17 protein-coding genes and 2 pseudogenes are annotated in these 16,688 nt (G+C 66.0%); 9 read left to right on the forward strand and 10 right to left on the reverse strand.

All coding sequences use genetic code 11. The annotated features are described in order from the left end of the window. Nucleotides 1-2 precede the first annotated feature (2 nt). From EET13_RS17660 to EET13_RS17670, 3 genes are all read right to left on the reverse strand, one after another. The gene (locus EET13_RS17660; protein ID WP_122443494.1) at nt 3-1,463 is read right to left on the reverse strand and encodes a wax ester/triacylglycerol synthase family O-acyltransferase; all 1,461 of its coding nucleotides are present in this window, start codon (nt 1,461-1,463) and stop codon (nt 3-5) included. Nucleotides 1,464-1,713: 250 nt separating this feature from the next. Continuing rightward, a complete protein-coding gene (locus tag EET13_RS17665) occupies nt 1,714-2,370 on the reverse strand; it encodes a carboxymuconolactone decarboxylase family protein (RefSeq protein ID WP_244603970.1) in 657 nt (218 codons plus the stop codon). A gap of 43 nt (nt 2,371-2,413) precedes the next feature. Next, complete coding sequence (locus tag EET13_RS17670) at nt 2,414-2,815, reverse strand: nitroreductase family deazaflavin-dependent oxidoreductase (protein ID WP_122443495.1); 402 nt, start codon at nt 2,813-2,815, stop codon at nt 2,414-2,416. Nucleotides 2,816-2,898: 83 nt separating this feature from the next. Between EET13_RS17670 and EET13_RS17675 the strand changes: the two genes are divergently transcribed. Beyond that, entirely contained in the window at nt 2,899-3,495 is a 597-nt protein-coding gene (locus EET13_RS17675) for a TetR/AcrR family transcriptional regulator (protein WP_122443496.1), read from the forward strand. Between the two features lie 16 nt (nt 3,496-3,511). Here the strand turns inward: EET13_RS17675 and EET13_RS30950 are convergent, their stop codons facing one another. Beyond that, entirely contained in the window at nt 3,512-4,030 is a 519-nt protein-coding gene (locus EET13_RS30950) for a helix-turn-helix transcriptional regulator (protein ID WP_211189089.1), read from the reverse strand. Nucleotides 4,031-4,620: 590 nt separating this feature from the next. Between EET13_RS30950 and EET13_RS17685 the strand changes: the two genes are divergently transcribed. From EET13_RS17685 to EET13_RS17705, 5 genes are read left to right on the forward strand one after another with little or no spacing between them, the layout of a single operon-like run. Then, nucleotides 4,621-5,193: an OsmC family protein gene (locus tag EET13_RS17685; RefSeq protein WP_122443497.1), complete on the forward strand. Its 573-nt coding sequence runs from the start codon at nt 4,621-4,623 to the stop codon at nt 5,191-5,193. Between the two features lie 16 nt (nt 5,194-5,209). Beyond that, the gene (locus tag EET13_RS17690; RefSeq protein WP_122443498.1) at nt 5,210-6,442 is read left to right on the forward strand and encodes an NAD(P)-binding domain-containing protein; all 1,233 of its coding nucleotides are present in this window, start codon (nt 5,210-5,212) and stop codon (nt 6,440-6,442) included. Nucleotides 6,443-6,452: 10 nt separating this feature from the next. Further along, complete coding sequence (locus EET13_RS17695; RefSeq protein WP_122443499.1) at nt 6,453-7,619, forward strand: NAD(P)/FAD-dependent oxidoreductase; 1,167 nt, start codon at nt 6,453-6,455, stop codon at nt 7,617-7,619. A gap of 4 nt (nt 7,620-7,623) precedes the next feature. Next, nucleotides 7,624-8,874, forward strand: a complete 1,251-nt coding sequence (locus EET13_RS17700; RefSeq protein WP_122443500.1) for an MFS transporter — start codon at nt 7,624-7,626, stop codon at nt 8,872-8,874. After that, on the forward strand, nt 8,816-9,271 hold the full coding sequence (locus EET13_RS17705; protein WP_244603971.1) for a MaoC family dehydratase: 456 nt from the start codon (nt 8,816-8,818) through the stop codon (nt 9,269-9,271). Before EET13_RS17700 ends, EET13_RS17705 begins: the two co-directional genes overlap by 59 nt. Before the next feature lie 691 nt (nt 9,272-9,962). Here EET13_RS17705 and EET13_RS17710 read toward each other — a convergent pair. The 6 genes and pseudogenes from EET13_RS17710 to EET13_RS17730 all read right to left on the reverse strand — a co-directional run bounded on the left by EET13_RS17710 (nt 9,963) and on the right by EET13_RS17730 (nt 12,995). Then, entirely contained in the window at nt 9,963-10,385 is a 423-nt protein-coding gene (locus EET13_RS17710) for a type II toxin-antitoxin system VapC family toxin (RefSeq protein WP_244603972.1), read from the reverse strand. After that, on the reverse strand, nt 10,354-10,584 hold the full coding sequence (locus tag EET13_RS17715; protein ID WP_122443503.1) for a FitA-like ribbon-helix-helix domain-containing protein: 231 nt from the start codon (nt 10,582-10,584) through the stop codon (nt 10,354-10,356). The genes EET13_RS17710 and EET13_RS17715 overlap by 32 nt, the downstream gene beginning before the upstream one ends. Before the next feature lie 62 nt (nt 10,585-10,646). Continuing rightward, nucleotides 10,647-11,161: pseudogene (locus tag EET13_RS17720) on the reverse strand (TIGR03085 family metal-binding protein); the annotation flags it as partial. Nucleotides 11,162-11,177: 16 nt separating this feature from the next. Further along, on the reverse strand, nt 11,178-11,336 hold the full coding sequence (locus EET13_RS30470) for a hypothetical protein (protein ID WP_168991300.1): 159 nt from the start codon (nt 11,334-11,336) through the stop codon (nt 11,178-11,180). 456 nt (nt 11,337-11,792) lie between these two features. Beyond that, nucleotides 11,793-11,999: pseudogene (locus tag EET13_RS17725) on the reverse strand (DUF4926 domain-containing protein); the annotation flags it as partial. Nucleotides 12,000-12,047: 48 nt separating this feature from the next. Next, nucleotides 12,048-12,995 (reverse strand): SCO6745 family protein, encoded by a 948-nt coding sequence (locus EET13_RS17730; protein ID WP_136623186.1) that lies wholly within the window; start codon nt 12,993-12,995, stop codon nt 12,048-12,050. A 541-nt stretch (nt 12,996-13,536) separates the two neighbouring features. On the opposite strand from EET13_RS17730, the gene EET13_RS17735 reads away from it, so the two are divergent. From EET13_RS17735 to EET13_RS17745, 3 genes are read left to right on the forward strand one after another with little or no spacing between them, the layout of a single operon-like run. Beyond that, on the forward strand, nt 13,537-15,207 hold the full coding sequence (locus EET13_RS17735) for a nitrite/sulfite reductase (protein WP_122443506.1): 1,671 nt from the start codon (nt 13,537-13,539) through the stop codon (nt 15,205-15,207). Between the two features lie 30 nt (nt 15,208-15,237). Next, nucleotides 15,238-15,966 carry a phosphoadenylyl-sulfate reductase gene (locus EET13_RS17740; RefSeq protein ID WP_122443507.1) on the forward strand — a complete coding sequence of 243 codons (729 nt, stop codon included), beginning with the start codon at nt 15,238-15,240 and terminating at the stop codon, nt 15,964-15,966. Then, nucleotides 15,963-16,679: a sirohydrochlorin chelatase gene (locus EET13_RS17745; protein WP_122443508.1), complete on the forward strand. Its 717-nt coding sequence runs from the start codon at nt 15,963-15,965 to the stop codon at nt 16,677-16,679. The genes EET13_RS17740 and EET13_RS17745 overlap by 4 nt, the downstream gene beginning before the upstream one ends. The last annotated feature ends 9 nt before the right edge of the window (nt 16,680-16,688 follow it).

Here is a 16,688-nt window from a genome sequence, read left to right on the forward strand (position 1 = left end):
GGTTATCGCGCGGGGATCGGCCGCACTCTGGACGCGATGTCGAGATCCGCACGCGGCAGTAGTTCAGCGAACGACGCGTCCATGCAATCGCCGTAGTGCTCGATATCCGGCAGCACGGCCGGGCAGCCGTTGATGCTGACGAGCATGCGTCCGCAATAACTGACTGCGCTGTGCATCAACCCATTTCGTTGCGAGAACGGGGTGAAACCGTAGCTGGCGATCATCCGAGCACCGACGAGGTAGAGCGGGGACTGCGAGCCGCGCATGGTGGTCACGTACGTGTTGGCAACCCACGAGGTGTCCCAGTACTGCCCGAGGTGCGCCGCTCTCGCGAGACGGATCGCCGGCACCAGCAGCGCACCGGGCAAGAACTCGGCGTACTCGACGAACGAGCGCGGACCCACCGCCTCGATGAAGGCCTTCGAGCGGGCGCTGGACTCGTGCGCGGCCCGCAGCCGGGATAGCGGGTCGGCGATGTTCGTGCCGAGCGATGCACGGGCCACGGCAAGCTGATTCGCTCCGCGCCGGCCCTTGATGTGTTCCTGCATCGCGATGACCGTGACAAGCGAAGATTCGGGCAGCTCCCCCTTGTCCAGCAGATAGCGGCGCAGCGCGCCCCCGATGCCCGCAAGCACGACGTCGTTGACCGTGGCTCCCCGCACCCGCGTGCGTGCGGCCCGGATTGCGGCCAGGTCGTAGGCTCGTCCGTCGAAATTGCGACGGCTGTCGGTGCGGTCGTTGAACCGGGTGTGGGGCACGCCGCCGAAAAGTCCGTGTTCCACGCGGTCGGTCGACATCAGCCGGGTAACCGCCACGGGCATCCGGGCCACGACGGGAACGCTGTGCCTGGCCGCAGACAGCAGTTGGGGCGGTCGTCGGGCGTAGCTGACCGCGGCGCGGACGAGCAGGTTCAGCGGCGACGGACGCGGCTCCGGGTTCCAGTTGTCCGGCGGGGCCGGCCGGATTTCCGGGGTGGGGTCATGCAGCGCGCCGACGATGCCCATGCCCGTAATGCCGTCGACCGCGGAATGATGCATCGTGAAGAGCACCACAAAAGCGCCGTCCGGAAATCCGTCGATCTTGCCGAGTCCGTCGATGAAGTAGCAGTCCCAGGGAGGGCGGTGCAAATCCATGCGCTGAGCATGCAGTTCTGACACCAGCTCACAGAGCTGCCGCCAGTCACCGCGGCGGGGCAAGGTCAGGTGGTGCAGGTGCCGGCTCAGCTCGAAGTTCTTGTCGCGCAACCAGTATGGGTGATCCAGATCTAACGGGACCCGGGCAAGCGCCGAGCGCAATGCACGGTCCGCGCCAAGCCGGGCGCCGATATGCGCGGCGACATCGCCGAAGTTGACGGTGCCGCCCGGAGCCGTCGCCGGGTCGTAGATCGCAAAAGAGCTGACGTGCGCCCCGCCGGCAGCTTCGAAGTAGACGAACGCGGCATCCAGACCGCTCAATTGCTCCATTGTCAGCTACCCGATGATCGATCGAGTGTGGTCGAACCCCGCGACGGCCAGCAGGCGCGGTTGCGCAAGCGAATCGGGCTCCAGGCTCGGTGGCCAGGGGCAGATCTCGCAGGCGCTGCCCTCATGAAAACCCCTATCGGCAAAGCATCATTGCGTTCTGAGGTGAGCCAAGCCCTGATGCCGCCGGGTGGCTAGAGCCAAAAGTCCACTATCGGCAGCCATCAGCCTCGCCGCCGCAGGGCCGAACGAACTATGACACGACGTTGTCGAGTTCGCGCAGCGCTGCAGCGGCGCGCGCGATGCCGTGCTCGGCGCAGAAGCGCACCACGTCACGCACGCCGTCGGTACCGAGACCCGCGTCGAGCGCGAGTGCGACGTGCCGGCGGAAGGACTCGCCGAGAGCCTGCTGGGCCACATCGGACGTCAGTGCCATGATGGCGCGCTCGCGGACGCTGAGCCGGTGTTCCGACCACGCCCGCGACAGCTGCCAAGCAACGAATTCGGTGGTCCATTCGTCGGTGGTGCCCACGTGTGACACCACGTCAGCCACGGCACCGGGCGCCGAAGCGTCATCGAGATCGCTTGTGTCCATTCCGATCTCGACTGCGACATCGCGAAGCCGCGCAAGCGCGTCGGCTGCCGCCGGATAGCCCGAATACGGGGCGACAAACCGGATCGCGGCCAACAGGTCGGCGTAGCCCAGACCGTGCATGGTGGCCGCGGTGACGTGCATCCGGAACGCCAGTCCCAGGCATGGCCGACAGATATCCATGGTCAGGTTCTGCAGCAACTTCTCCCGGACGCTCGTCCCGCCTAATCCGAACGTAGCGGCGCCCACGTCCAGCGCGAGCCGCTCGAATTGCGGATCGACCTCACCGAGGGGACTGCTCGGTAGTTCCACCGTCACTGTGCTGCCTTTCCTTCAACTACGGCAACAGGATCCACGCGAATCAGCCTGCCGGCGCGAGCTCGCGCACCACCTCGAGCTGGAGGAACTCCGGCGCCTTGATCACCCAGCGGAGCATGAACCGGATGAACTTCGGCATGCCGGCCGCGTTCTCGTCTCGGAACAGGGTCGGGGCACCGAGTTGGTAGTGCCGCCGCCTGGTCCGCAGTTCGCAACCGCCGGCGGCGAGCACATTGCGCACCCAATCGGTACCCGGACCGTACGTCAACGCGATCACAAATCCGTTGTCGCGCCGAAAGACCCACAACGGCGTCCGAAAGACGCGGCCCGATTTGCGTCCGCGATGAATCACGACTCCCCATCCCGGTGCCCACGGGGCGATGTAGCGGGTAACGCGATTGAGACCGATTTTGTTGGCCCTGGCCACCCATCGTGGTGCCGGCATCGTAAACTCCTCACTCGTGGAATTTATACCATAAGGCTAACGCTCGCCGATGCGGAAGTCAACGACTGTAGAATTTTGGAGCTATGCGCCCGATTGGACGACGCCCGGGTAACCCCGACACTCGCAACGTGATCGTGGCGACGGCCCGCCGGTTGTTCGCCGCCGCCGGATACGACCAGACCTCGGTGCGCGATATCGCCTCCGCGGCCAACGTCGACCCGGCACTGATCCGGCACTACTTCGGTAGCAAGGCCGAATTGTTCCGGTCCACCGTTGGCTGGCCGTTCGAGCCGGTCGAGATCGGAGGGCGCATCGTCAGCGGTGAACGTGACGAGATCGGCGCGCGCCTGACTCGGGTGTTCTTCGAAGCGTGGGAGAACCCGGATTCGCGCGCCCCGCTGCTGGCGATCCTTCGCGGTGCGGCCACCCACGAGGAGTCCACCACCCTGGTCCGTGAGTTCATTCAAGACCAGCTGTATCCGCAATTGGCCAAGCCGTTACGGGGACCGGACACCGAGCTGCGGATCGACTTGGCGATGGCCCAGCTCCTGGGAATCGCCTACCTGCGCCATGTTCTACAGGTGGAGCCGATCGCGTCAACGCCGTTGGACGAACTGATTACGCGGGTCACGCCAATTGTCGACGCCCACCTCAAACTGGGTGATCCGAGCGACCGATAGCGGCGGCCTCCAGCAACTAAGGGTCCAGAGTCGCCAACCGGGCGGCGGCGGCCGCGCGCGCCGACTTCCCCGCAACGCCGAGCTTGGCATAGCAGTTCGACAGGTGCCGTTCGACGGTGCGCACGCTCAAATGCATTGCGGCAGCTATGGAATCGTTGTCCCATCCCTGGGCGATGAAGCGTAGGGCCTCCATCTCGCGGTCGGTGAACAGGTCGCCGTCGAGCGGTGGCGCGCAGCGGCCTGCAGGAAGGAAGCCTCGCAACTGCGCGCGGAACTCGTTCCAGGCCGGCTCGTCCTGGAGCAGGATGTGATTGGCGCTGCCGAGTGGCACGAACGTGGCGCCCGGTATTAAGGACGCCAGTTTGCGCCCCTCGTCGAATGCGACCACCGCGTCGTCGCGGCCGTGCAGCGCCAGGGTCGGGACCGTGATAGTCCGCGCCAATTCGCTGACGTCCACCCCGTACCGGACCGCGCGGGAGCGCGCCGCATGCTCACCCGAACACGATGATCGCTGCAACTCGTCGAACCAGGCCATCTGCGTATCCGGTCCACTCCGGCGGCATCGACGACTGCCTCGAGGTCCTCGACCCAGTTCTCGAGCGTCAAGCTCGGGTAGTCCCGGTCGGATAGTCCGCAGCCGCGTTCGTCGTAGCGGACCAGGGTGTGCTCATCGCTGAGGAATTGCACCCAGTGGCGCCAAACCTTCGACGTCCAGTCATGTTCGAGGTGGGTCATCCAATGTCCCGCCTTGACCACTGCGGGGCCGTGTCCGCTGGTGGCGTACGCGATCCGCACACCGTCGGCCGAAGTGCAGAACCGCAGTTCCTGACGCACGTCAACATGCTACGTGTGCGCCGACATGATGTTGCCGCAATTTGGGTAGTAGCCCCGATGCGGCCATGGGCGTCATATTCCTAACCTTCGAGACATGGACATTCAGCGCTCGGTGATCAGCCCGCAGAATGCGCGTCTAGCCACCGATCACGACCCCAACTTTGAGGCGGATGCCTCAAGCGCTACCGGCTCGGTTCGGTCGATCATTTCCACATGCCCCTCCGAGTAGTCCATGGCAAGCAGCGCTGAATTCAAATACGTTGCACCGCAACCACCAGAAGGGAACTGTTCATGACCGCACTAGCCACCAAGACAGCCGACCCCGTCGACAACGGCGTCAACGTCGACGCTCTGCTGGGTGTCCGGGCCATACTGCCCGACACACCGGAGATCGCCCAGTTCCAGTGGCGGACAAAGGTTTACTGGGTCAACGGCACTCACAGCCGATCCAGCGTCGACACGTTCTACGGCTTCGGCAAGCATCAGCAACACAAGACCAGCTTCACCTACGACTCCGATCACCCGTTGGCGTTCGCCGCACAGGACAACGGCGCCACTCCGGTGGAGTACGTGCTGGTTGCTCTCGGCGGCTGCCTGACCGCCGGCATCGCCTCGATCGCCCAGCAGCGCAACATCCGGCTGCATTCGGTGCAGGCGACCATCGAGGCCGCGCACGATCTGCACGGAATCCTGGGCGCCGACCCCGACGTCCGCAACGGCTTCAGCGGCGTGCGGGTGAGCTATCAGATCAACGCCGACGCCACGCCCGAGGAGATCAAAGCGCTGGTGGCACAGTCACAGAAGCGCTCGGCAGTCTTCGACATGCTCGCCAACCCAACCGACGTCACCGTCGACGTCTGCTGAATCACGGAGGCCCGCAATGCTGAAGACAGACACCGTCGTGGTGGGTGCCGGCCACTGCGGGCTGGCGATGAGCCGCTGCCTCGCCGACCGTTCCGTCGACCATGTCGTGCTCGAACGCGGCGAGGTGGCCAACTCCTGGCGCACCCAGCGGTGGGACTCGCTGCGGCTGCTCACACCGAACTGGATGACCCGGCTGCCCGGGTATGCCTACCGTGGTGACGACCCCGACGGCTACCTGACCGCATCGGGCACCGCGGAACTGATCACGGACTACGCCAAGGAGACCGCCGCGCCGGTGCGGGCCAACACCACCGTGCTGAGGGTCCGGCCGGCGGAGCGCGGCTACCTAGTGCAAACCGATCAGGACACCTGGTATGCACGTGCGGTGGTGTCCGCCTCGGGCGCCACCGCCGTGCCTCAGGTGCCCGCACTGAAAAGTGCTGTGCCCGGAGGCATCACGATGCTCACCCCGAAAAGCTATCGCAACCCGGGCCAGCTGCCCGAGGGCGGCGTCCTGGTCGTCGGCGCTTCGGCGAGCGGCGTCCAGATCGCCGAGGAGTTGCACCGCTCCGGACGTCCGGTGACGATCGCCGTCGGTGAGCACACCCGCATGCCCCGCACCTATCGCGGCAAGGACGTTCTGTGGTGGATGGACTCAGCCGGGCTGCTGGATGAACGCTACGACGAGATCCCCGATCTGATCCGGGCCCGAAACTTGCCGTCGATGCAGCTGGTCGGCTCACTCGAGCGGAAGACCGTCGACCTCAACGTATTACGCCGCCTCGGCGTGCGGATCGTGGGACGCCTGGCCGGTATCCGCGATGGTGTTGCGCAGTTCTCCGGTTCGCTGGCCAATGTGACAACGCTGGCCGACCTCAAGCTCGACCGGCTGCTCGACACGTTCGACAGCTGGGCGGCCGAGACCGGACTCGACGGCATCGAACCGCCGCAACGCTATGCCCCCACAGCGGTTTCGGCGCCGAGGCAGCTGAGCCTGGACCTCGGCTCCGGCGAGATCCGAACAATCCTCTGGGCCACCGGGTTTCGGCCGGACCTGTCGTGGATCGACGTCCCGGTCTTCGACCGCAAGGGCCGGCCGCGTCACGACGGCGGCGTCACCGGCAGTCCCGGGCTCTACCTCATCGGCATGCCGTTCTTGCGACGCCGGAAATCTTCCTTCATCGACGGCGCCGCCGCCGACGCCGCAGACTTGGCCGAGCACCTTGGCCGTTACCTCGCCAACCTTTGAGGAGAATCCGATGGACAACCACTACGACGTCATCGTCATCGGCGGACGCTGCGCGGGCGCGAGCACCGCGATGCTGCTTGCCCGCGCCGGGTTGCGGGTGCTTGTCATCGAGGCCGCGCGGCGCGGCACCGATACGTTGTCCACCCATGCGCTGATGCGTGGCGGCGTACTGCAACTGCACCGCTGGGGCCTGCTCGACGACGTGGTCGCCTCGGGTGCCCCGGCTATCCGCGCTACCCATTTCAGCTACGGCGACGAGATCGAGACGGTCGACGTTCGCCCCGGTGACGGGATATCCGCGCTGCGGGCCCCGCGCCGGACCGTTCTGGACGCGCTGCTGCTCGACGCCGCGGCGGCGGCGGGTGCTGAGATACTGCGCCCGGCACGGGTGACCCGGCTGTTGAGCCGCGACGGCAGGGTCTGCGGCGTGGAAGGCGTTACCCGCGGGAACCGCAAGGCGTTTCGGGCCACCGCCACGCTTGTCGTCGGTGCCGACGGGCGCGATTCGCTGGTCGCGCGGACCGTCGATGCGGAATTTCGGCGCCGCGGCTCGGCGGCTGGCGCGATCATCTACGGCTACTTTCCCGGTCTGGCGCGGGACCGCTACCACTGGGTCTATCGTCCCGGGATCACTGCGGGGATCGTGCCGACCAACGACGGCTTGGCGTGCGTCTGGGTCGGAATCCCGGCGGCGCGGTTCGAAGCCTCGCGCCCCGAAGACTTCCGGGGGCTGCTGGCCCAGGCGGCCCCGGAGGTCGCCGAGTCGATCGCCGCGGCGCCGGTTGGACGACTGCGCGGCTACCCCGGCGCGCCCGGCTACCTGCGGGCCAGCGGCGGCCCCGGCTGGGCATTGGTCGGCGACGCCGCCTACTACAAGGACCCCATCACGGCGCACGGCATCACCGATGCTTTGCGTGACGCGGAGCTGCTCGCCAGGGCGATACTGGCCGCGCCACGCGGCGGGCAGGCCCAGCTCGACGCCGTGCGCGACTACCAGAACGCCCGAGACCGGTTGTCGGAGCAGTTATTCGACGTCACCGAGCGCATTGCCGGCTACCGGTGGGACCTGTGCGAGCTGCGTGAGCACCTTCGCGTACTGAGCCGAGCGATGCGGCCGGAGGTCGACGAGCTGCTCGGGCTGGATGACCCCAATCGCGAATCCCTGCTGACCGGATAGCCGGATGGTCAAGCGGCAGCGCGGCCTTATCGCCGTGGTTCAGATCTTGGGGTTGTCCGTGTGGTTTTCGACTACTGCGGCCGTGCCCAGCCTGCGTTCGGAGTGGGCTCTGGGGCCCGTCGCGGCCGGCTGGCTGACCGCCTCGGTCCAAATCGGTTTCGCGGCCGGGGCGGTCGCGGCGGCACTGCTGAACCTCGCGGACCGGATCAGACCACAACGGTTGGTCGCCGCCGGCGCCGGCTGCGCCGCCGCGTGTACCGCCGTACTCGCTTGCGGCGCAAACGGTTTCGGTGTGGCAGTTCCGCTGAGATTCCTCACCGGGTTCGCGTTGGCCGGTGTCTATCCGGTGGGGATGAAGCTGATGGCCTCATGGTCGGGATCCGCCGATCGTGGTCGCTCGTTCGGCGTGCTGATCGGCGCGCTCACCCTCGGCTCGGCGCTTCCGCACCTCATCAACGGCGTTGGGCCACTGCCCTGGCGGGCGGTGCTGGGCATCGCCGCGGCATTATGCGCGGTGGCTGCCGTCATCGCGCTGGCCGCCCTCGTCCCAGGACCGCGTCTCGACGGCCGGCTGATCCGCCCGAGGCCGCGCTATGCGGTGGCCATGTTCGCCGATCGTGGCGTGCGGCTCACCAATGTCGGCTATTTCGGCCACATGTGGGAGCTGTATGCGCTGTGGACCTGGCTGGCGATGTTCCTCATGGCCGGCAACCGCCTGGATGCGACGGTCACCGGCGGCATCGCGTTCGTCGCGATTGGTGTTGCCGGCGCCGCGGGGTCGCTCGTTGGGGGATGGGCGGCCGACCGCTTCGGCCGCCGGCCCGCCGCGCTTGGCGCACTCGCCCTCAGCGCATCCTGCTGCCTGGCCTCACCGCTGTTCTTCGCCGCGCCGACCCCGGCGCTGGTCGCGTTCCTCGTGGTGTGGGGTGCCTCCTCGATCGCCGACTCCGGAGTCTTCTCCACCTCGCTGAGCGAGATCGCGCCCAAGCACCTCGTCGGTACCGCATTGAGCGCCCAAACCGCCATCGGCTTTGTGTTGACGGTGGTGGCGATCCACCTCGTTCCGCTCGCCGCGGGCCTGTTCGGTTGGCGGTACGCCTTCCTGGCGCTCGCCCCCGGGCCGGTAATCGGCGCGGTGGCCATGGCCGCGCTACGTGCTCATAACCCCCTGAAGGAGAAACCCTATGATTACCAACATGATTCGACGCGCTCTGGTTGTCGGTCAGACTGCGGAGCTCTCGCGAACCATCAGTGACGACGACATCGCCCTGTTTACGCGCATCAGCGGGGACCACAATCCCCTGCATTACAACCAAGCCGCCGCAACGGCGTCCCGGTTCGGCGAAATCGTCGTCCAGGGCGGAGTTACCAGCGCGATCCTCAACGCCGTCGTGGCCGAAAAACTTCCCGGCCCCGGAACGGTGTTCCTCCACGTCGACTGGTCTTTCAAGGCGCCGGTGCGGCCGAGTGACGTCATCACCGGCCGCGTCGAGGTCACCTCGGTGCGCAGCGACAAGCCAATCACCGAACTCAAGACCACCGTTATCCGCGACGACGGCACGGTCGTGCTCGACGGCACGGCGGTCTGCTACACGATGGACATCTCCTGCGTGGGCGATGCCGTTCCGCGCTTACCGCAAAGTCCGGGCTAGCGGATCATCACACCGGTCACCCTGGCCGGTATGTCTCTCACCAGGCCCGGAATCACGTGCGTAACCAAGGATGTCGACGTGTAGTGAATGGACTTGCCTGCTGGTGCCAGGCGCGTGGTGAGCATCGGAGTTCGAGCACCACGGCGTGCTGGCGCCCGTCCGCAACCGGCCGGCGTTAATTTCGGGTCGGGTGGCTCGGTGACCGGCTCCGACTGCGGGTGTTGGGGATCGGCGATGACGACCGAGCGGTGCTTCGGGGGCGCCAGTGCGGTGGCTGTTGGTCGCGGGGCGACGTGATCCGGCCGGCTGACGGCGGCTTTGCAGGACGCTTCTCGGATTGTCGACTTCGGTCTCCGCGTAGATGTTGCGTTCGGCGATCGGATACCTCTGCTAGTCATCGATGCTGGCACTTTCGCTCAAACCACCTGCCGTGGACGGTGTTCAAGGAGGACGTAGAAGACTCGAGTGCCCACCGGGGCCGACTCTCATGCCGCCGTATCGAGTGTGCGGTGCGGGTGTCGAGTGTGCGGGTAGGGCGGGAACTTCGCGTTGGGCGCGCCCTGACGGCACACTCGACGCCCTCACCGCACACTTGACGCCCTCACCGAAGGCAATCCACGGATTTGGCACTCATAGGCGGACGCGACTCCTGGCCGTTGAAGCTCAGGTGATTGACGTTTCTCGACAGCCGTCAGTCGCTGATTTCGCCGACGACCTCGATCTCGCAACGGGTGCCCGGCGCACATGAAAGACGCGCGTCGGCGGTGAGCAGCGCGACGTGGAGGGCCTCGGCCAGCGCAACATACGCGGCATCGTAGGGAGTCAGGGCATGGCGTAGTTCCCACACCCGGTGGAGCAAGTGCCGATGGGAGGACCGCTGCAGGGGCAGCTCCATGAGATCGGCCACCGCACTTGCGGCCCTTCGAGCGGGTATGCGTGTGGCCTCGACCTGCCGGCGCCACGCGGAGACCACCTCAAGGTCGATGAGGTCGGGAGCAACCAAAGTCTCGTCCGCCAAGCGTTCCCGCGCCAGCCGACCATCTGACCCGTCGTCGCCCAGCGCTACGGCCAGTACGCTCGCGTCAACGACGATCACGATCCGCCCGGACGTCATCGACGGCAGCTCTGAAAGACACGCGGCCGCCACGGCGGGTGGCGATGCGGTCGAACACCTCGTCCAGCGTGGGTTGGTTCGCGTCGGCAATCAGACGACTGCGAAGGTATTCCTGCAAGGATTGATGTGCGCGCGCGGCTCGCTGACGCAGGACTTGGTGCGTGTGCTCCGGAACGTCCTTGATCTGCACACTGGGCATGGCGCCATTTTGGCGCCACTAGCGCCAATACGCACGCGCGTCGCCGGTGCCACTCAGATACGTCATATGCCGAAGTGCGTGCACTGCAACGCCGCAGCGGCTTGCGGCGGCCCCGAGACGTCGACTCGCGCTGCCGGCTGCCGCCCGAAGACGTACAAGAGAGTTCTCCGGGCGCGCCGCTGAGCCGAACAGCAGGTTCGCCCGGCCGGACCCGAACCACCTCACCGGCGCCGGCCCACTCGACCTCCAGCCCGCAACCGCGCAGCCGCCGGCTCAAAAAGCGTGCCCCGCGGCGAACGTTGCGCCACAGCGCGGCATCCATTGCGGGCGCGAGGCTTCGGGGCCCGCGTCCATTGGCCCTGCGAACGTCCTCGTGATGCACGAAGAACTCATTGAGACTGGCCAACTCACGCACCCAATTCAGTCGGAAGAATCCGGCCGGCGGGCCGGACCGGATCCGCGCGACCAGCCACGAGAAGTTTTTGGACGCAGCCAATCCGGCCCGGCGCCGTTCGGCGAAGCGCTGAAACGGACCCGGCAGGACAATGCAGGCGCCGGCCAGCAGATCGCGACGTCGGCCATGCGGCCGGAGTCTAGGAGCGGGATTCGACGAACAACCCAGTGGTCACGCGTTCCAGATAGTTCGGGCCCGCCGCGGACAGGTCGACACCTCCAGTTGCTAGTTCGACAATCTGGTCCTGCCTGCCGGCCTGGGAAGCTCCGCAAGCGAAGTCGCATACATCTGCGCTCACATAGACACCGAAGTCAGCGCCCTGGGCGATCGGCGATTTGACCCGTTCCGGTCGGACTCACCGGGACGGGTCATGACCCCAAGGTTGACCAAATTTCACGCCACTAGAGCGCGCCGGGTTACTCACCGACCGCTTTCGCAACACGTTTTCCTGTCCTACGACCAACCGAGCCTCGTTCATTCCTCGCGCATTCGTCGACATCACCGGCAATGGGTAGCAGCTGAACAGCAGATGTACGAAGGGCTTTTGGGACCGCGGCAAAATACTGAAGTAGAACATGACAGCTACACGTTTGTGGCACAACATAATACGACGACGTGGCCGTGACCCGCGCGAAACGGCTCGTCCGCTCTGTCCGCCGATGACGGGAGGCTGCGCGACGGAATTGAGTATCTTCAGCCGCCACCAAAGCCTAAGGCAGGAGAACAGGAAACTGAGTCGAGTCGGGTCGGACGGCTACTGTTCTGGGTCTGGACGCCATACGACCTCCAGGTCCGCTTCGCAGACTGTGACCAAGGCATGGGTGGCGCCTTGAGCATCTGCGAATTCCACTTCATATGAAGGGGGCTGGCCGCCATCCGAATACTTCGTATAATCCGTCACGACCGCCCCTCTTGAACCGGCCGGAAGGTTGGACTCCGATACGGGCCGCCGCAGCTCGACTACGTCGAGTTCTTGTGGTTTCGTGCCTGTCGTTCTTTCATCCCCTGTTCACACGTTCCAGTATCGACGCTGTCGCGAGGCGGGCTGATAGTTCGGGCCCGCGGTCTCGTCCACTCGCTGCAGCAACAGTTCACAAGGAGGCTCGAACTGCTCGGCGAAGCTGACAGCGGCGGCTTCGCCGAGCATGTGCCACGGTTGGGTGGTCAGCTCGTCGGTTGTGCGTTCCACAGCTTCGCGCACATCGAGACCGGCTTGTAGTACCGTGTCTCCTTGGGCTAATCCGTTGGCACGCAACCGTTCCCAACCGGCCGAGAGGTCTTCGGCCGAAGTCCCGCGCGACAAAGGTAGCCAGTCTTTTTCGTAGCCGAGCCACGCGTTGTGCAGAATCGACGCTTCGGCATGGGTCAGGCCGGCCGCAGTGAGGACGGCCCAGTGAGTGTCACCTCGCCACTCCCGCAGGCAGTTGACCGCATGCCAGCCCGACAGCAACGGATCATCGGGACGCGGCATGTCCAGGTGAGCCGCAAAAAACACCCGCCCCATCCGGGGTAAGGCTTCCACCACGGGCCACAGCACCGGACCCAGAGCTTCCAGGGGCGCCACGATATCCGGGGCGTAGGTGCGAAGCCCTGCCACGACCGCCTCGTCACGAGCTCGCCAGAAGTCCAGGAACGACCGTCCGGACTGCGCAACCGCCGGGAATAGGACACGCAGCGCCATCGGGGAGATCGATCCGAAGGCAGCGATCACTGCCTCGGCTCCCGCGGGCGCAAGCGGCGCCGCGCGTGCCGCCAGGTATCCGGCGGCTTGGTAGCCCAGGACGGTCGCCACGTAGTCCGGTAGGCCCAGCGCTGAATAGCGCGCGACCGCACCCGGGTCCCAGAAAATCCAGCCCACGATGGTCTGGACTGATCGGGCGTTGCGAGCGGTGATAGCACGCCAGTCGGGTCCGTACGGCGTGCCCGGCACCCGGAGCGGCGGTTCACTCGACGCCATCGACGTCCCGTCCCTTTAACTGCACCTTGGTGGAGTGCGCGGCAGCGCCGAGGGTGCAGCGAATGTCCCTGGCGCAGTTCAGTGATAGCCGAGATCGCTGACAAATCGCTGTCAGTGGGCTGGGGAATGTCTTTACATGGCGACGCCGAACCCGGGAAATCACAACGTCTTGTCTTACAGATGTTTTCGACGATGTGACGGCACGGGCGTCGGTCGCTATACGAACCACGTTGGCGGACAACATGGTCAAGCCCCCCGATCCGGATCTCGAACGCGCGGCTCACAACCAAACGATGTGACCTCACAACGTGAAGGTCCCTAGCGGCGCCGGCGCCGGCAGCGCAACATCGATGCCATGACCCCGCGGGTCCGGTGAAGTATCTTCGGGTACCTTCCCGCTGACCAACATCATCGTTGATGTCGCAGGCCGACCGGTGGCCGCACACCGTCGGCTCCCGCCCTAAGGGACCCAACCGGTAATGCGCTGCGCAGCCCGCAGGCCGTAATCCGGGTCGGCCATGTTCGCGAAGGAGTAAGCCAGATGACCACAGCAGCCCGTCCCGCCAAGACTCGCAACGAAGGCCAATGGGCACTGGGGCAGCGTGAGCCGCTCAACGACGCGGAGCAGTTCAAGCAGGAAGACGCCCCGCTGAACGTCCGCGACCGCATCCTGAACGTCTACTCAAAACAAGGTTTCGACAGCATCGAGACGTCCGACCTGCGCGGCCGCTTCCGCTGGATGGGCCTTTACACCCAGCGCGAGCAGGGCTACGACGGCACCTGGACCGGCGAGGAGAACATCGAAAAGCTCGAAGCCAAGTACTTCATGATGCGGGTGCGCTCCGACGGCAAACCGATGTCGGCCGCCACGGTGCGCACCCTGGGCCAGGTCTCTACCGATTTCGCCCGAGACACCGCCGACATCGGCGACCGGGAGAACGTCCAATTCCATTGGATCCGAGTCGAAGACGTCCCCGAGATCTGGGACCGGCTGGCGTCGGTCGGTCTGACCACCACCGAGGCCTGCGGCGACTGCCCCCGCGCCATCCACGGCTCACCGCTGGCCGGCGACTCGGTGGACGAAATCCTGGACCCCTCACCCGCGATCGACGAAATCCTGCGGCGCTTCATGAACAACCCCGAGTACGCAAACTTGCCCCGCAAGTACAAGAGCGCGATCTCGGGCCTGCAGGACGTCTCCCACGAAACCCACGACGTCGCATTCATCGGCGTCAATCATCCTGAGCACGGCCCCGGCATGGACCTGTGGGTGGGCGGCGGCCTGTCGACCAACCCGATGCTGGCCCAACGGGTCGGTGTGTGGGTCCCGCTCGACGAGGTACCCGACGTCTGGGAAGCGGTCACCAAGCTGTTCCGCGACTACGGTTACCGCCGCCTGCGCGCCAAGGCCCGGCTGAAGTTCCTGGTGAAGGACTGGGGCATCGAAAAATTCAGGGAAATTCTCGAACAGGAGTACCTCAACCGTCGGCTGATCGACGGTCCGGCCCCCGAGCCGGTCAAGCACCCGATCGACCACGTCGGAGTGCAACGGCTCAAGAACGGGCTCAACGCCGTCGGGGTGGCCCCCATCGCCGGACGGGTCTCGGGCACCATTCTCTCGGCGGTGGCCGACCTCATGGAGCGAGCCGGCTCCGATCGCGCCCGGTTCACCCCATACCAGAAGCTGGTCATCCTCGACGTCGCCGACGACAAGGTCGACGAACTGGTCGCCGGGCTGGATGCCATCGGTCTGCCGTCGCGGCCGTCGTCGTGGCGCAAGAACATGATGGCCTGCACCGGAATCGAGTTCTGCAAACTGTCGTTCGCCGAAACTCGCGTCCGGGCGCAGTCTTTGGTGCCCGAGCTGGAACAGCGGCTGGACGACATCAACTCCAAGCTCGACGTGCCAATCACCATCAACATCAATGGCTGCCCGAACTCGTGCGCCCGAATTCAGGTCGCCGACATCGGTTTCAAGGGTCAAATGGTCGACGACGGCGACGGCAAGCCGGTCGAGGGGTTCCAGGTGCACCTCGGCGGCGGCTTGGGCGAAGACAGCGGATTCGGCCGGAAACTGCGCCAACACAAGGTCACCAGCGACGAACTGGGTGACTACATCGACCGGGTGGTCCGCAACTTCGTCGAACAACGCCACGACGGCGAACGGTTCGCAACCTGGGCATTGCGGGCCGAGGAGGCCGATCTGCGATAAGTCCACCCGAAACGAGCGGAGGACGACGAGATGAGTTATACCGAATCGCAGCTACGTGAACTGGCTGCCCGCGGTGCCGAAGAACTGGACGGCGCCAGCGCCACCGACGTGCTGCGCTGGACCGACGCCCACTTCGGCGGCGTCAACGGCCCCAGGGGCTGGGCCACCTGCAACTACGTGGTCGCCTCCAACATGCAAGACGCCGTGTTGGTCGACATGGCCTCCAAAGTGCGCTCGGGCGTGCCGGTGATCTTCCTCGACACCGGCTATCACTTCCCCGAAACCCTCGGGACCCGCGACGCGGTCGAATCCGTCTACGACATCCGGGTCCTCAACGTCACCCCCGAACACACGGTGACCGAGCAGGACGAGCTGCTGGGTAAGGATCTGTTCGTCAGCAACCCCAACGAGTGCTGCCGGCTGCGCAAGGTCGTCCCGCTGACCAAGGTGTTGCGCGGCTATTCGGCCTGGGTCACCGGCATCCGCCGCGTGGAGGCGGCCACCCGCGCCAACGCCCCGCTGATCAGCTTCGACGAGGCGTTCGGACTGGTGAAGGTCAACCCGCTGGTCGCGTGGACAGACGAGGAAGTGGAGACCTACATCCAGCAGAACGGCGTGCTGGTCAACCCGCTCGTCGACGAGGGCTACCCGTCGATCGGCTGCGCCCCGTGCACCACCAAACCGGTCGCCGGGGCCGACCCCCGCAGTGGCCGCTGGCAGGGGATGGCCAAGACCGAATGCGGGTTGCACGCGTCATGAGCACACTGGTCCTCACCGCACACGGCAGCAAAGATCCGCGATCGGCGGCCAACGCCCGGGCCCTCGTAGCCGAACTCACCCGCATGCGGACCGGACTCGACGTGCGGCCGGCCTTCTTGGAACTGGCCGAGCCCAGCTTCGTCGAGGTGCTCAGTGAATTGCCCAACGGCCGTCCGGCCGTCGTCACTCCCCTGCTGCTGGCCAGCGCATACCACGCACGCCGCGACATCCCCACCCAGATAACGCGCGCCGGTGCGCACGGCGTCCGTCAGGCCGACGTGCTCGGTGAAGACGATCGTCTGATATCGGTACTGCGCGAACGCCTGGCAGCACTCGACGTTTCGCCGCTGGACCGGGACCTGGGTGTGGTGGTGGTCGCGATCGGCTCATCGAACACCGCGGCGAATGCACGCACCGCGCAAGTGGCCGCCACGCTGGCCGCCGGCACCCGCTGGACCGGGACCGCTATCGCCTTTGCCACCCGGCCGCAACCGTCGGTGGCCGACGCGGTCGCACAGTTGCGGCGCCGCGGCGCCCGCCGGCTGGTCATCGCACCGTGGTTCCTGGCACCCGGGCTCATCACCGACCGGGTGTCAAACTACGCGCGCGACAACGGTATTCCGATGGCGCAACCGCTGGGCGCGCACCGGCTGGTGGCCGAGACGCTGCTCGACCGCTACGACCAGGCGCTGGCTCACCACGCCGCGGCCTAGCTTTCGTTC

The organism is Mycobacterium attenuatum, assembly GCF_900566085.1.
GTDB lineage: Bacteria > Actinomycetota > Actinomycetes > Mycobacteriales > Mycobacteriaceae > Mycobacterium > Mycobacterium attenuatum.

Excerpts from the sequence above, each read along its gene's own strand:
- EET13_RS17660 (WP_122443494.1), bottom strand. The coding sequence starts at position 1,463 with ATGGAGCAATTGAGCGGTCTGGATGCCGCGTTCGTCTACTTCGAAGCT.
- EET13_RS17670 (WP_122443495.1), bottom strand. The coding sequence starts at position 2,815 with ATGCCGGCACCACGATGGGTGGCCAGGGCCAACAAAATCGGTCTCAAT.
- EET13_RS17675 (WP_122443496.1), top strand. The coding sequence starts at position 2,899 with ATGCGCCCGATTGGACGACGCCCGGGTAACCCCGACACTCGCAACGTG.
- EET13_RS30950 (WP_211189089.1), bottom strand. The coding sequence starts at position 4,030 with ATGGCCTGGTTCGACGAGTTGCAGCGATCATCGTGTTCGGGTGAGCAT.
- EET13_RS17685 (WP_122443497.1), top strand. The coding sequence starts at position 4,621 with ATGACCGCACTAGCCACCAAGACAGCCGACCCCGTCGACAACGGCGTC.
- EET13_RS17690 (WP_122443498.1), top strand. The coding sequence starts at position 5,210 with ATGCTGAAGACAGACACCGTCGTGGTGGGTGCCGGCCACTGCGGGCTG.
- EET13_RS17695 (WP_122443499.1), top strand. The coding sequence starts at position 6,453 with ATGGACAACCACTACGACGTCATCGTCATCGGCGGACGCTGCGCGGGC.
- EET13_RS17700 (WP_122443500.1), top strand. The coding sequence starts at position 7,624 with ATGGTCAAGCGGCAGCGCGGCCTTATCGCCGTGGTTCAGATCTTGGGG.
- EET13_RS17705 (WP_244603971.1), top strand. The coding sequence starts at position 8,816 with ATGATTCGACGCGCTCTGGTTGTCGGTCAGACTGCGGAGCTCTCGCGA.
- EET13_RS17710 (WP_244603972.1), bottom strand. The coding sequence starts at position 10,385 with ATGACGTCCGGGCGGATCGTGATCGTCGTTGACGCGAGCGTACTGGCC.
- EET13_RS17715 (WP_122443503.1), bottom strand. The coding sequence starts at position 10,584 with ATGCCCAGTGTGCAGATCAAGGACGTTCCGGAGCACACGCACCAAGTC.
- EET13_RS17730 (WP_136623186.1), bottom strand. The coding sequence starts at position 12,995 with ATGGCGTCGAGTGAACCGCCGCTCCGGGTGCCGGGCACGCCGTACGGA.
- EET13_RS17735 (WP_122443506.1), top strand. The coding sequence starts at position 13,537 with ATGACCACAGCAGCCCGTCCCGCCAAGACTCGCAACGAAGGCCAATGG.
- EET13_RS17740 (WP_122443507.1), top strand. The coding sequence starts at position 15,238 with ATGAGTTATACCGAATCGCAGCTACGTGAACTGGCTGCCCGCGGTGCC.
- EET13_RS17745 (WP_122443508.1), top strand. The coding sequence starts at position 15,963 with ATGAGCACACTGGTCCTCACCGCACACGGCAGCAAAGATCCGCGATCG.